The 13,302-nt window shown below is 69.0% G+C and carries 16 protein-coding genes; 7 read left to right on the plus strand and 9 right to left on the minus strand.

From position 1 onward, the window contains the following. The first annotated feature begins 82 nt into the window (after positions 1-82). On the plus strand, positions 83-1,135 hold the full coding sequence (priL, locus tag J2754_RS02315; protein ID WP_211086577.1) for a DNA primase regulatory subunit PriL: 1,053 nt from the start codon (positions 83-85) through the stop codon (positions 1,133-1,135). A gap of 41 nt (positions 1,136-1,176) precedes the next feature. Here priL and J2754_RS02320 read toward each other — a convergent pair whose 3' ends face one another. Further along, positions 1,177-1,380 (minus strand): DUF7472 family protein, encoded by a 204-nt coding sequence (locus J2754_RS02320; RefSeq protein WP_211086578.1) that lies wholly within the window; start codon positions 1,378-1,380, stop codon positions 1,177-1,179. Between the two features lie 119 nt (positions 1,381-1,499). Between J2754_RS02320 and J2754_RS02325 the strand changes: the two genes are divergently transcribed. After that, the gene (locus J2754_RS02325) at positions 1,500-2,132 is read left to right on the plus strand and encodes an SWIM zinc finger family protein (protein ID WP_211086579.1); all 633 of its coding nucleotides are present in this window, start codon (positions 1,500-1,502) and stop codon (positions 2,130-2,132) included. Between the two features lie 32 nt (positions 2,133-2,164). Here the strand turns inward: J2754_RS02325 and hjc are convergent, their stop codons facing one another. After that, positions 2,165-2,650: a Holliday junction resolvase Hjc gene (hjc, locus tag J2754_RS02330; protein WP_211086580.1), complete on the minus strand. Its 486-nt coding sequence runs from the start codon at positions 2,648-2,650 to the stop codon at positions 2,165-2,167. Between the two features lie 88 nt (positions 2,651-2,738). Here hjc and J2754_RS02335 point away from each other — a divergent pair, with 88 nt between their 5' ends. Then, positions 2,739-3,569: a formate/nitrite transporter family protein gene (locus J2754_RS02335; RefSeq protein ID WP_211086581.1), complete on the plus strand. Its 831-nt coding sequence runs from the start codon at positions 2,739-2,741 to the stop codon at positions 3,567-3,569. 68 nt (positions 3,570-3,637) lie between these two features. After that, positions 3,638-4,144 carry a universal stress protein gene (locus tag J2754_RS02340; RefSeq protein WP_211086582.1) on the plus strand — a complete coding sequence of 169 codons (507 nt, stop codon included), beginning with the start codon at positions 3,638-3,640 and terminating at the stop codon, positions 4,142-4,144. 127 nt (positions 4,145-4,271) lie between these two features. On the opposite strand, the gene J2754_RS02345 is transcribed toward J2754_RS02340, so the two are convergent. Next, positions 4,272-5,555, minus strand: coding sequence for an adenosylhomocysteinase (locus J2754_RS02345; RefSeq protein ID WP_211086583.1), 1,284 nt, complete (start codon positions 5,553-5,555; stop codon positions 4,272-4,274). Positions 5,556-5,666: 111 nt separating this feature from the next. Then, the gene (locus J2754_RS02350) at positions 5,667-6,956 is read right to left on the minus strand and encodes an amidohydrolase (RefSeq protein ID WP_188877446.1); all 1,290 of its coding nucleotides are present in this window, start codon (positions 6,954-6,956) and stop codon (positions 5,667-5,669) included. Between the two features lie 114 nt (positions 6,957-7,070). Between J2754_RS02350 and hisG the strand changes: the two genes are divergently transcribed. Next, positions 7,071-7,919, plus strand: a complete 849-nt coding sequence (gene hisG, locus J2754_RS02355; RefSeq protein WP_188877447.1) for an ATP phosphoribosyltransferase — start codon at positions 7,071-7,073, stop codon at positions 7,917-7,919. Positions 7,920-8,116: 197 nt separating this feature from the next. Here hisG and J2754_RS16815 read toward each other — a convergent pair whose 3' ends face one another. Then, positions 8,117-8,266, minus strand: a complete 150-nt coding sequence (locus tag J2754_RS16815) for a DUF8144 family membrane protein (RefSeq protein ID WP_483420137.1) — start codon at positions 8,264-8,266, stop codon at positions 8,117-8,119. Between the two features lie 79 nt (positions 8,267-8,345). On the opposite strand from J2754_RS16815, the gene J2754_RS02360 reads away from it, so the two are divergent. Continuing rightward, positions 8,346-8,777 carry a hypothetical protein gene (locus J2754_RS02360; RefSeq protein WP_211086584.1) on the plus strand — a complete coding sequence of 144 codons (432 nt, stop codon included), beginning with the start codon at positions 8,346-8,348 and terminating at the stop codon, positions 8,775-8,777. A gap of 351 nt (positions 8,778-9,128) precedes the next feature. On the opposite strand, the gene J2754_RS02365 is transcribed toward J2754_RS02360, so the two are convergent. Continuing rightward, positions 9,129-9,689, minus strand: coding sequence for a TATA-box-binding protein (locus J2754_RS02365; RefSeq protein ID WP_021779984.1), 561 nt, complete (start codon positions 9,687-9,689; stop codon positions 9,129-9,131). A 114-nt stretch (positions 9,690-9,803) separates the two neighbouring features. Here J2754_RS02365 and J2754_RS02370 point away from each other — a divergent pair, with 114 nt between their 5' ends. Further along, positions 9,804-10,772, plus strand: coding sequence for a THUMP domain-containing protein (locus J2754_RS02370; RefSeq protein WP_211086585.1), 969 nt, complete (start codon positions 9,804-9,806; stop codon positions 10,770-10,772). On the opposite strand, the gene J2754_RS02375 is transcribed toward J2754_RS02370, so the two are convergent. The 3 genes from J2754_RS02375 to J2754_RS02385 all read right to left on the minus strand — a co-directional run bounded on the left by J2754_RS02375 (position 10,769) and on the right by J2754_RS02385 (position 13,198). Further along, positions 10,769-11,227 (minus strand): hypothetical protein, encoded by a 459-nt coding sequence (locus J2754_RS02375; RefSeq protein WP_188877451.1) that lies wholly within the window; start codon positions 11,225-11,227, stop codon positions 10,769-10,771. The genes J2754_RS02370 and J2754_RS02375 overlap by 4 nt on opposite strands. Before the next feature lie 61 nt (positions 11,228-11,288). Then, the gene (locus tag J2754_RS02380) at positions 11,289-12,299 is read right to left on the minus strand and encodes an AAA family ATPase (protein WP_211086586.1); all 1,011 of its coding nucleotides are present in this window, start codon (positions 12,297-12,299) and stop codon (positions 11,289-11,291) included. Positions 12,300-12,349: 50 nt separating this feature from the next. After that, positions 12,350-13,198 (minus strand): DUF4382 domain-containing protein, encoded by an 849-nt coding sequence (locus J2754_RS02385; RefSeq protein WP_188877454.1) that lies wholly within the window; start codon positions 13,196-13,198, stop codon positions 12,350-12,352. Positions 13,199-13,302: the final 104 nt, after the last annotated feature.

Consider the following 13,302-nt stretch of genomic DNA (forward strand, 5'->3'; position numbering starts at 1 on the left):
TGGTGCGGCCCGCCGCGCCAACCCTCTTGCGGTCCCGCCGGACCGGGCGCTTTATCGGCGTCCGCCCCCACCCACGTTTCGTATGGAACGCCGCCACGCCCGATACCCCTTCCTCGGTGACGCCCGTCGCGCCGTTCAGGAGGCGGGCGTGGACCTCGTCGAGGTCGTCCGCGAGGAGGACGCCGTCGTCGAGCGCGCGACCGAGCGCGTCACTGCGGCGATCACCGACCGGGACGTCGGCGAGTCGGTCGCGTCCGACCGCGTCGAACTCCTCTCTTACCCGGTCGCGCGCGTCATCGTCTCGCTCGTCGATCAGAACGTCTGCACGCGCTACTACGCGGAGGCCGAGGCCTCGCGGGCCGCCGAGCGCTTCCGCGAGGACTTCGGGCGCGAGGACGGGCGCGCCGCGATCACGCGGACCGCGCTCCTCCGAGAGTTCGACGTCGGGGACGCCGTCACCCCGCGACGCGACGGCGGCTTCCTGATCGGCGTCGCCGCCTACCTCCGCTACGCGTCGTCGCTGCGCGGCGACGAGTGGCGCCTCGTCAACCGCGCGCTCGATCGGGGCGACGTCCCCGTGAGCGAACCCGAACTCGACGACCTCCTCCGGGAGGCCGTCGAGGAGCGCGTGAAGGAGGGGCTCCCCCTGAACATCCCGGACGCCATCGGCGACGCGCTCGACGGGGCGGTCGCGTCGGTCACTGAGACCCTCGCGGACCTCGATCTCACCACGGAGATCGACACCGTCGTCCCCGACCTCTTCCCGCCCTGCATGCAACACCTCCTCGACGCCGTCCAGCGCGGCGACCACCTCGCGCACCACTCCCGGTTCGCGCTGACGGCCTTCCTCGGGAACATCGGGCTCTCGACGGACGAGATCGTGGAGCTCTACGAGGTAAACCCCGGGTTCGGCGAGGAGATGACGCGCTATCAGACCGACCACATCAAGGGCGAGTCGAGCCCGACGGAGTACACCGCGCCGTCGTGCGCGACGATGCAGGCCTACGGCGACTGCGTGAATCCGGACGCGCTCTGCGAGCACATCAGTCACCCGCTCGGCTACTACGAGGCGAAGATCGACGACGCCGACGAGGAGGAGTTGGAGGATTGGCGCGACGAACGCGAGGCCGAGTGACGCGGGGGCTCGACTCGACTCGACTCGACTCGTGCGGATTCTCAGTCCTGCTTCGTCGAGAGGTAGTAGCCCGCGCCGGCCATCACGAGGATGAAGGCGACGATGGCGCCGACGACGGCGTACGCCCCGCTCTCGGTGAGACCCGCGGCGCTCACCTCGCCGCCGAGGATGACGACGGCGACGAAGACCGCGACGGCGACGAGCGTGACCCCCGCCTCGACGGCGGTTTCGCGTTCCATGTACATACCCCCTGTTCCCGGAGTGCGCGCAAAAGCGTGGCGGTCCGGGCCGGACCGAACCGCCGTTCTCGGTCGGCACACGGGCCGGTGATGGCCTTTTAGCGCTCGATCGCCTACGTTCTCGTATGGTGTCCACGAAACCCACCAGCACCACACACTCGCGGCTCGCGCCCCTCTCGCCGGGCGGTCCGACGGACAGCCGAGCGGCCCGCGCGCGCAGCGAACCGATGGCGGTCGTCGCGCTCGGCGGCGCCCGCTACGACGTCGTCGTCCGCGGCGGTACGGCCTACACGGTCGACCTCGACGTCGGGACGTGCGACTGCCCCGATCACACGTATCGCGGCCGACGCTGCAAACACCTCCGCCGCGTCGCCATCGACGTCACCGCGGGCCGCGTCCCCGCGCCCGGCGAGCGCGACGCCGCCTGTGCCGACTGCGGCGCGCCGTGCTTCGTCGCCGCCGCCGCTCCCGATCCGGTCTACTGCGAGGACTGCACGCTCGACCCGGGCGACCTCGTCCGCGATCGCGAGCGCGGCGACGTCCTCGCCGTCGTCGAGACGCTGTCGGCGCGGGCACGCGACGTCGCCGTCGGCGACCACACCGTCGCCACCCATCCGACGAACGACGGCTACGACCCCGACGACGTCGTCGTCGAGGCCTGCTATCCGCTCCGGGATCCGACGCCCCAGCGCCTCCGCGAGCGCGGCGTCCGCTCGTACGCCTTCCCGCGCGGGCGTCTCACGCGCCTCCCGCGATAAGCCACGTACTCCGAGAGCGAGCGCATCTCATCTCAGAGCATCTCGGTCGCCTCCTCGACGCTCAGCACGCCCCGCGCGACGGCTTGGAGGACGCCCTCGACGTCCGCGTCGTCGTCGCCCTCGCCCGCGGCCCGCAGGTCGGGGATCGTGTCGCCCTCGTCGAGGGCCGTCTCCTTTTTCACGCGGTAGTTCCCGCCGTCCGTGACGTGGAGGTCGCTCGGGTGGAAGAAGTACCAGTCCTCCCGGTCGAAGCGAACGCCGATCTTCGGCCGCGCGCCGAAGCTCTGCGAGAAGTAGACGAGGGCCTCGACCTCCTCCCCGGTGAGGTAGATGGGATCGCCCGCGGAGGACTTCGCCTCGACGGCGTAGAAGACGTCGCCGTCGCCCGCGAGGACGTCGGGGAGTTCGCGCGTCGTCGCGGCCCCCGAAGCGGGGGCGCGCATCACCGCGAAGCCGGCCTCGTCGAGGCGGTTGACGAGCTCGCGCTCGCGGCGATCGCCCTTCTCGTTTCGCACCATACCGCTACTCCCCGCCCCGCGGAGATAAACCGGGCGATGCGGCCGGGAAGCCCGACGCTTAATCGACCGGCGGCCGAACGTCCGACCAGTGAGCGACGGTCACGACGGCGACCCGACAGTCCCGGCGAGCGAGGACGCAGCATCCGCCGGCGCGTCCAGCACGGACATCCTCGCCCGACAGATCCGCTCCGGACTGAACGAACTGGAGCGGCCGGCGGACGGGCTCTTGCTCTCCGGGCTCTCGGCGGGCCTCGACATCGGCTTCGGCCCGCTGTTCATGGGCGTCGTCCTCACCTTGACCGCCGGCCTCTACGATCACGCCGTGCGGACGTTTCTGATCGCCAACGCTTACGCGATCGGGTTCGTCTTCGTCATCCTCGGGCGCTCCGAACTCTTCACCGAGCACACGACGCTCGCCGTCCTCCCCGTTCTCGACCGACGCGCGTCGCTCGGTGCGCTCGCGCGGCTCTGGAGTCTCGTCTACGTCGGGAACGTCGTCGGCGCGAGCGTATTCGCCGTCGCGATGGTGTGGCTCGCGCCCGCCTACGGCATCGTCGAGCGGTCCGCGCTCGTCGAACTCGCCGCCCCGCTCCTCGCGCACGGCCCGCCGGAGGTGTTCGTGGGCGCCATCCTCGCCGGCTGGCTGATGGGCCTGCTCTCGTGGCTCGTCGCGGGCGCGGACAGCACCCTCTCGCGCTTCGCCGTCGTCTGGCTCGTCACCGCCGCGATCGGGCTCGCGCACCTCCCGCACTCCATCGCCGGGACCGCTGAAGTGCTCGGCGGCGTCCTCGTCTCCGACGCGTACCCCCTCACCGCCTTCCTCCGGTTCCTCGTCGTCGCCACCGCGGGGAACGTCCTCGGCGGCACCGTCTTCGTCGCCCTCCTCAAGTACGGCCACGTCGTCCGCGGCGGGGAGTGACGTCCGGGAAGCCGGCACCTAGCGACACAGCGAGAACATATTTGCCGCCGCCGGTCGATGTCCCGCCCGTGACGTTCTTCGTTCCGTTCGACGGGTCGGTGCTCTCGCGGACCGCGCTCGTCCGGGCCGTCGAGTTCGCCGACGCCTTCGAGGAGCGCGTCGTCGCGGCGGCGGTCATCCCGGCGGGAAACCGCGACTACGCCCGAGAGCGGGGATGGCTACACCCGGACGAGTCGTTCGACCGCTCGCGTATCGTCGCCAGACTCCACCAACAGGTCGCATCGATCGCCCCCGCGGCCGACTTCGAGCACGTCATCGTCGATCGCTTCGCTCCCTCCGGCACGATCGCCGGCGAACTGCGCGACCTCGCCCGCGACGAGGACGCCTCGATCGTGTTCATCGGAAGCGAGAACGCGGGCGGCATCTCGTCCACGCTCGGGAGCGTCGGCGCCTCCGTCGCCGCCGAGGACGCCTACGACATCCACATCGTCCAGAACGGGGACCCCTCTGACATCTCGATGCTCACCGACGAGTCCCCCGCGCACCACGAGAAGTCGGACTTCTACCTCCCGTAGTCGGGCGCCGCTCTCTATCGGCATTCGCGTATTAGCGGCGCCCTCGCTGTCGCTCGTCGTCGCAGACGGCGCTCACGGCTGGCGCCGTTCGCGTATCGGCGACGCCCTCACTCCGCTCGGTTGTCGCCTACGTCCCGTGACGCCACGACCCCATGTACTCCTCCTGTTCGGTCGAGAGCACGTCGTGCTCGATGTTCTCCGCGTCCAGTTTCGTCTCCGCGACCTCCCGATCGAGCTCGTCGGGGACGCCGTGGAGGCCGGCGTCGTACTCCCCCCCATTCTCGGCGAGCTCGCGGACGCAGACCGCCTGCACGCCGAAGGACTGGTCCATGACCTCGACGGGGTGACCGAGCGCCACCGGCGACGCGAGGTTGACGAGACGCCCCTCCGCGAGGACGTTCACGCGCGACCCGTCCTCGAGTTCGTACTCGCGGACGCCCTCGCGGGCTTCGCGCTCGCTCACGGCGAGCTCGGAGAGCTCCTCCAGATTTATCTCGACGTCGAAGTGTCCGGCGTTCGCGAGGACGACGCCGTCCTGCATGCTCGCGAAGTGCTTCTCCGTGATGACGTCGCGGTTGCCCGTCGTCGTGACGAAGACGTCGCCCACCTTCGCGGCCTCGTCCATCGGCATGACCTCGTAGCCCTCCATGTGGGCCTCCAAGGCGCGCCGCGAGTCGACCTCCGTGACGACGACGTTCGCGTTCTGACCGGCGGCCTTCTTCGCCACGCCGCGCCCGCAGTAGCCGTAACCGGAGACGACGACGGTCTTGCCCGCCCACGAGAGGTTCGTCGTCATGGCGATGTTCGCCAGCGCGGACTCCCCCGTCCCGTGGACGTTGTCGAAGAGGTGTTTCATCGGCGTGTCGTTCACGTTGAACATCGGGTACTCCAGCGCGCCCTCCTGATCCATCGCGCGGAGGCGATGCACGCCGGTCGTCGTCTCCTCCGTGCCGCCGACGATGTCCTCGATGAGCTCGGGGTACTCCTGGTGGATGCGGAAGACGAGGTCGCCGCCGTCGTCGACCGTGATCGTCGGCTCGTGGTCGATGACGGCGTCCATCGCCTCGTAGTACGCCTCGTCGTCCACGCCGCGCTTCGCGTACGACGTGATGTTCTCGTGGGCGTCGAGCGCCGCGCTCACGTCGTCGTGCGTCGAGAGGGGGTTACAGCCCGTGACGGCCACGTCGGCACCCGCCTCGGCGAGCGTCTCGACGAGGACCGCGGTCTTCGCCTCGACGTGGAGCGCCATCCCGATCCGGTGGTCGGCGAGGGGTTCGCCCGCCGCGAACCGCTCGCGCAGCGCGGTGAGGATGGGCATGTGTTCGAGCGCCCAGTCCATCTTCCGTCGCCCCTCCTCGACGTTCGCGTCCACGTCGTCGAGGCGGTCGCTGATAGGTGCGGCCGTGTCCATACCCCGGCAACGACGGGCCGGGGGGAAAGCGCTTCGATACCGCGCGTGGGCGCGCGTCACGCCGGCGTCGTCCGTCGATCCGCGGGCGCTCGCCGCCCCCGCGAGCACCGTCTACTCAGCCCGGGCGACGAGGTCCCGCGCGTGCTCGGCGGCGCGCTCGCGCACCGCGTCCTCGTCCAGCGTCTGCACCTCGCCGTCGCGCACGAGCACCTCGCCGTCGCACACTGTGTGTCGGACGTCGCTCCCGCGCGTCGCGTACGCGAGGTTCGACACCGCGTCGTGCGTCGGCGTCAGGTGCGCCGCCTCGAAGTCCACCACCGCGAGATCGGCCTTCCGTCCGACCGCGATCCGTCCCGCGTCGAAACCGAGCGCGTCCGCGCCGCCCGCGGTCGCCATCTCCACGACCGCCTCCGCGGGCACCGCGCTCGCGTCCCCGGCGGCGTGCTTCCCGAGCATCGCCGCGTCGCGCATCTCGTCGAAGAGGTCGAGGTCGTTGTTCGACGCCGCGCCGTCCGTCCCGAGCGCGACCGTCACGCCCGCCTCGCGGTAGGCCGGAATCGGCGCCGCGCCTGACGCGAGCTTCATGTTCGACGCCGGGCAGTGTACCACGGCCGTTCCGCGCTCGGCGAGCAGTTCGATCTCCGTCGCGTCGCTGTGCACGCCGTGCGCGATGAAGTCGGCGCCACCGAGCATCCCCGCGTCGTCCGCGTATTCGAGCGGGCGCTCGCCGCGCTCCGCGACGATCGGGTCGACCTCGTCGCGCGTCTCGTTCGCGTGGAAGTGCAACGGCACCCCGATCTCGCGGGCCTCGGGAACGTACTCCCGGAGCAGGGCCTCGTCGACCGTCGTGAGGCTGTGCGGACTGTACATCGTCCGGATCCGGCCGTCCGCGTAGCCGTCGTACTCGCGGGCGAACGCGAGGCTCTCCTCGTGGTCGGCGCGCGCCGCGTCCTCGCCCTTCCCGACGCCGACGACGCCGTGTCCGAGTCGGGCGCGCAGTCCCGCGTCGGCCACCGCCTCGGCCACCTCGTCCATCGAGAAGTACATGTCCGCGAACGCCGTCGTCCCCGCCTTCACGAGCTCGACGAGCGCGAGCTCCGTCCCCGCGCGGACGTCCGCGTCCGTCAGCTCCGCCTCGACCGGCCAGACGTCCTCGCGGAGCCACGCGTCGAGGGGCTTGTCGTCCGCGTACCCCCGTAGCAGGGTCATCGCTGCGTGGCAGTGCGCGTTCACGAGCCCGGGCATCACCAGACAGCCCGCCGCGTCCAGCGTCTCGTCGCCCGCCTCGACGTCGCCCACGGCGACGATCTCGCCCGACTCGTCGTCCACCAGCACGTCGCCCTCGCGCACCGAGAGGTCCGGGTGGAGGACGCGACCGTCCGCGATACGGAGCGTGGTCATGTCCGATAGTTCGGATGGTCTCGCCTCAATCCGTCGGTTTCGCGGGTCACCGATCACCGACGCGCCCCCGACGCTCACCGCTAACGCTTAGGTCTCCCCCTGCCACGTACCCGCATGAAGATCGCCGTCCCGAACAAGGGTCGCCTCCACGATCCGACGCTCGACTTGCTCGAGCGCGCGGGCCTCGCCGTCGAGGCCGGCGCCGATCGCCAACTCTACGCGGACACCGTCGACCCCGACGTGAGCGTGCTGTTCGCGCGCGCCGCCGACATCCCCGAGTACGTCGCGGACGGCGCGGCCGACCTCGGCATCACCGGCTACGATCAGCACCGCGAGTCCCGGGTCGACGACGTCAGCGATCTCCTCGACCTCGAATACGGCTCCTGTCGACTCGTCCTCGCCGCGCCCGAGGACGGCGGTATCGACGCCCCGGCGGACCTCGACGGCCTGACCGTCGCCACCGAGTTCCCGAACGTCACCGCGGACTACTTCGACGGGAAGGACATCGACGTCGACGTCGTCGAGGTGACGGGCGCGACCGAGCTCACCCCGCACGTCGAGATGGCCGACGCCATCGTCGACATCACCTCGACGGGGACGACCCTCCGCGTGAACCACCTCGCGGTCGTCGACGAGGTGCTCGACTCCTCCGTGCGCCTCTTCGCCCGCGACGACGTCGCCGACGACGCGGACGTCGATCGCGTCGTCACCGCCCTCCGTTCCGTCCTCGACGCCGCCGGCAAGCGCTACGTGATGTTGAACGTCCCGCAGGACCGACTCGACGCCGTTGAGGACGTCCTGCCGGGGATGGGCGGCCCGACCGTCATGGACGTCGAAGGGGACGACAGCGTCGCCGTCCACGCCGTCGTCGACGAACGCGACGTCTTCGCCACCGTCGCCGAACTGAAGGCGGTCGGCGCGCGCGACATCCTCGTCACAGAAATCGAACGCCTCGTCGAATAGAACGACCCTTTGCAGCGCTCGGCGCGCGTCGCCCGCCGTCGCTTCAAAAGCTCGACCAAAACTTCTCGCTCCTTACAGTCGCTCGTCGGCCCGCGAGCCGCCGGCTCGCGGCGAACTGGCGACCTACCGGGTCCTGACGGACCACTCGGTCGCCGGACGCTAATCCCGTGGAACGTTCGGTACAGCCGATCTACTTATCAGATGAATATTAGATGGTAGAGTAAGAGGAAGGCAAATAGCGCGCCCACAAAGAAATCCACCAGTCCAAGAATGTCAGACTCCGACCGACCTATTCTCTCGACTACAGCGCCAACGAGAGCAGACGCAAGGATGAAACGTGCCCCAATTTGCCACTACTCCACAAAACTATGGCCTTCCTTTCAACCTCAGAAATATTATACCTGATGTAGGACACATAGAATCACTATGAACCGTAGAGACGTAATTAGATTTGTAGGAACAGGGGCCATCGTCGGGCTTACTGGATGCTCAATGGTAAGTGATACTGGCGATGACACAAGCAGTTCTACAACAGCTGTCACTCTTTCGAACGACCGGACATCTCCATATGACCTTGGAGTAGCCAATTGGACTATGGAGAAACTCGAGTTTGATATCCAGATCGATGACCAAGGCGAACGTATAATCAAACGCACTATATCCGTCGATTCTGAAAATACAGCTTATCTATCTAACGCTATCCCCCAAAACCCAACAGATATGTCTTGCCTGATAACAGCCAATTCATCATATGGAAGAACCTCGCAAAAGATATCAGTTAATTATTCATTTGAGGGAGCGACAATACGGGCGGGTGATGGTAGTGTCGAAGTTATAGAATATACAGGGGCAGAGTAATTCTACCTCAGAATATAATCCACCGCATATATTCACATCCCACTACGACTTCCAGAGATTGACCTGAGGGTCTGGTTAAAAATCGATCAGGCCTTTACATAATGTTATTTTGGGTTATTCTGTTTACCATACAGTCTGTCGATCTCCTTAACAACCGTTCCATGAAGAGACCGGACGACGAAAGCTGTATGGGCTAGCGTCCGGTGACCGAGCGGCTCGTCAGAGCCCGGTAGGTCGCCGTTTCACTCGCCCGTTGGGCGAGGCCGAGGAACCCCCGTAGGGGGTGACGACGGCTTTTAGCGTACCTTTTGCCAGCGAGGCGCGCTCCGCGCGCCTCGCTGGCAAAAGGTACTATTCGAGCAGGCCGAGCTCTTCGAGCCGGGAGACGATCTTGTCGACGGCCTTCTCGGCGTCCTCGGGCTCCTTCCCGCCGGTGATGACGAGTTTGCCGGAGCCGAAGAGGAGCGCGACGACCTCGGGGCCGTCGAGCCGGTAGACGAGGCCGGGGAACTGCTCGGGCTCGTACTCGATGTTCTCGAGTCCGAGGCCGATGGCGATGGCGTTGAGGTTGAGCTGGTGGCCCAGATCCGCGGAGGTGACGATGTTCTGGACGACGATCTCGGGTTCGTCCTCGACTTTGATGTCGAGCTCGCGGAGCTTGTCGAAGACGATGCGGAGGGACTCGTGGACGTCTTCGGTGCTCTTCGCGCCGGTACAGACGATCTTGCCGGAACGGAAGATGAGCGCGGCGCTCTTGGGGTTCTGCGTGCGATAGACGAGACCGGGGAACTGCTCGGGATCGTAGTCCGCCCCTTCGAGGTCCATCGCCACGGACTGGAGGTCGAGCTCCTGTCCGATACCCGTCGACGCGACCACGTTTTCAATGTTGATGGTTTCCTTCGGGTCGGTCATCCTTCGTCTTTAAGTCGTATTTAACCTTTATAAATGTTGGCGATACCGACACCGACTGCCTTATATCGCCGCTCCGTTCGACAGAACGAGGGTCGTGGGCGACGCAGTGAGCGCGTGTACTGCCTCGAACTCGCGGGCGAGGACGACGCCTTCGCCGCCGCGGAGGCGGCCGCCGGGGCCGCCGCGGACGTCGAACGGGTCGCGCCCGGTCTCGCTGTCGCGGCCGACGTCGACCCGGCGGGCGTGCGGACGCTCGCCTACACCCGGCACGCCGACGCGCTCCTCGCGCGGACCGACGCGACGATCGACGCCGCCGTCGCCGCCCTGACGGCGGCCGACACCGATCGCGTCGGGAGCGTCGCCGTCCGCGCCCGCGACGTCCGCAACACGACGGGCGTCGACACTCAGCGCGCCGAGCGCGCCCTCGGGAGCGCGCTCGTCGATCGCGGCTTCTCGGTCGACCTCGACGATCCCGACCACGAACTCCGCGCGTGTTTCAGCGACGGCGTCTGCTGTCTCGGCTGGCACGCCGTCGCCTCCGTGCGCGACTACGGGTCGCGCCGACCGACCGACCGACCGTTCTTCCAACCAGGGAGCATGGACCCGCTCCTCGCGCGGGCCTGCGTGAACCTCGCGGGTGCCGACGCGGACGCCCGCCTGCTCGACCCGATGTGCGGGACGGGGGGCGTGCTCATCGAGGCCGGCCTCGTCGGCGCGGCCGTCGTCGGCAACGACGCCCAGAAGAAGATGGTCCGGGGCACCGACGAGAACCTCGCGCACTACCTCGACGACTACGACGTTCTGCGGGGGGACGCGACCCGCCTCGCGCTCCGCGACGACGCGCTCGACTGCGCGGTCTTCGACGCGCCGTACGGCCGCCAGTCGAAGATCGAGACGCACGACCTCGCCGATCTCGTCGCCGGCGCGCTCGCCGAGGTGCGCCGCGTCGCCGCGGACCGCTGCGTCCTCGTCGCCGATCGGGACTGGCGCGCGGAGGCCCGCGACGCCGGCTGGTCGGTCGAGGCGCGCTTCGAGCGCCGCGTGCACCGCTCGCTCACGCGGACGGTCCTCGTGCTCGCCTAGTCGAGGACGAGCACGCCCCAGATGCGCCGGTAGGTGGCGACGGGGACGGCGACGAGCGCGCCCGCGACCGCGTACGCGAACGCGACGCCCGCGTCGGCCGGCGGCACGTCGAGCGCGGCGAGCTGCCAGCCGGCGTAGCCGAGCACGCCCGTGGCGAGCGCCCACCGGAAGAACGCCCCGTAGGTGACGGGGAGCCGATCGGTCTCGACGAGCGCGACGGCCGCGGCCCCGGTGCCGAGCACGAGCGCGACGGCGGCCCAGCCGGGGACGATCGGGAGGAGCGCGACGGCGAACGGGAGCGCGGCGATACAGCCCGCGGTGGCCCTTTCGAGGCGCGCGCCCGTCCGGCGGAGCGACCCGCGCACGCCGCCCCTCGCCTCCCCGCTCGCGGCTCCGGCGTCCTCCGCGGTCGCGTCCCCGCGCGCGTCTCCGCCGTCTCCCGCTTCGCCGGTCATCGTCCCCCGTCTCCTCCGCGCGCACCGCGGTCGCGCCGTCCGCCCGCGTCGTCGGCTCGCCTCACGCCTCGCGCCCCAGTTCCGTGAGCAGCCGCGAGAGGTGGACGCGGTCGTTCGTCCCCTCGTTCAGCTCGAACTCGATCTCGCCGGCGAGCGCGTGGAGCTCCGCGAGCTCGTCGCCGCTGTACTTCGAGCGCCCGACGCGCAACAGCTCGCGGAGGAGCTCCGCCCCCTCGTACCCCTCGTCGACGAGGAGGTCGTCGAGCGTCGAGCGCGCGTCGGTGAACTCGCCGTTCGCCGCGTCGTCGAGCATCTCCCGGAGGGTGTCGTCGAGGCCGACGTCCTGGAGCGCTTCGTAGGCTGCGTCCATCGTCACCTCGTCCGCTTCTTCGGCGGTCGTCTGCGCGGCGAGGATCGCCTTGCGGAGGTTGCCGTCCGCGTAGCCCGCGACGAACTCCAGGCCGTCCGCGTCGTGGTCGACGCCCTCCGCAGCGAGGATCGACTCCAACACCGCGACCGTCTCCGCGTCCGTCGGCGCGCGCACGGAGACGGGGAAACAGCGCGAACGGATCGGCGGGATGAGCTTCGTGGGCTGGCGCGTCGTGATCACGAACTGCGTCGCCTCGTGGTACTGCTCCATCACGCGTCGCAGGGCCTGCTGGAAGTCCTCGCGGATCGCCTCCGCGTTGTCCAGCAGGACGGTGTTGTAGTCGCCCGTGACGGGCGCGTAGCTCGCCGACTCCTTCAGGACGTGATTGATGAGGTCGGCCTTCGACGAGTTCCGTCGGCGCTTCGCGGAGATGAACCGCGCGAAGCGCGGATCCTCGCTCACCTCCTTTTTCGTCATCCCGAAGAAGTCCGCGACGTTCACCTCCACGAGGTCGTTCTCGGCGTCCGCGTGCGCCTCCCGGGCGAGCGCGCGCACCGCCGCTGTCTTCCCCGCGCCGGCCGGCCCGTGGACGACGAGGTTCTGCGGCTCGTCGAGGGCGTTGCGGAGCCGATCCCGGACCGACGATTGGGGGAGATCGGCGATCGCGGGCGCGTGCGTGTCCGTCCAGAGCGGCGCGTCCATCACCCCGTCCTACCGCTCGCCCGGCAAAGAAAGGGGCGGTTGCGTACCGCTCAGGCGTCCCCGGCGGTCGCCGCCGCGGTCGCCTCGACGGTGGCGTTCGCGCCCGCGCCGGCGGTCGTCGTCTCGTTCCCGCTCGTCACGCTCTCGCCCTCAGCGCTCACGTTCTCCGCCACCGTGAGGTTGACGCTCTCGCTCGCGTTCGCGCCGTCGTTCTGCGTGACGGCGAGGTCGACGTCCGCCGAGGCCGAGGCGTTCGCGCTCGTCCCGCCGTCGCCGACGACTCGCAGCGGCTGGTCCGCACCGGACTCACCCGCGTTCGGGCGGACGATGTAGCGACCGTTGCCCGTCCCGTGGACGGCGAGGTCGTAGACGAAGTCCACCGTCCTGTTCGCCTCGACGGTGAACGTCGTGGCGAGATGGAGCTTTCCGGACGGCAGTTTCACCGCCGCGCTCGACCCGTCGGTCAGCGTGCCGTTCACGTCGCTGACGTAGACGAAGACGTTGTCGTACGTTCCGCTCGGCACGCTCTGGTTCACGATGTGCGTCGCGTTCTCGCCGCGGAGCTCGGTGAGATCGACCGTCTCGTTCACGTCGACGGTCTGCCAGCCGCCCGCGGTCGCGTTCGCCCCGTCGCTCTCGTTTCCGGCCGCGCTCACACGATGGAGGCCGACTCGCGTCACCGTCGCGTTCAGGTGCGCGAAGTCATCGATCGCCGCCGGCCGGTCGCTCAGGTACGTGACGACGGTCCCGGAACCGCTCGTCCCGCCGTCGCTCGTCGTACTCGTCGCCCCGCCGTCGTCGCTCGTCGTACTCGTCGTCCCGCCGCCCGGTCCGCCGGCACACCCGGCGAGCACGACGAGCGCGACCAGACAGACCGCGAGCAGTCCCTGTCGGTTCATCCATCCCGCCACTGGGAGCGCCCCCCGGATAAACGGAGTGTCCGTTTTCGCACGCCGAGAGTGCCCCCCGGCGTTCCGAAGGCGGTTTACGCCCTCCGACCCGA

The sequence above is a fragment of the Halarchaeum nitratireducens genome (genome assembly GCF_017874695.1).
GTDB classification, from domain to species: domain Archaea; phylum Halobacteriota; class Halobacteria; order Halobacteriales; family Halobacteriaceae; genus Halarchaeum; species Halarchaeum nitratireducens.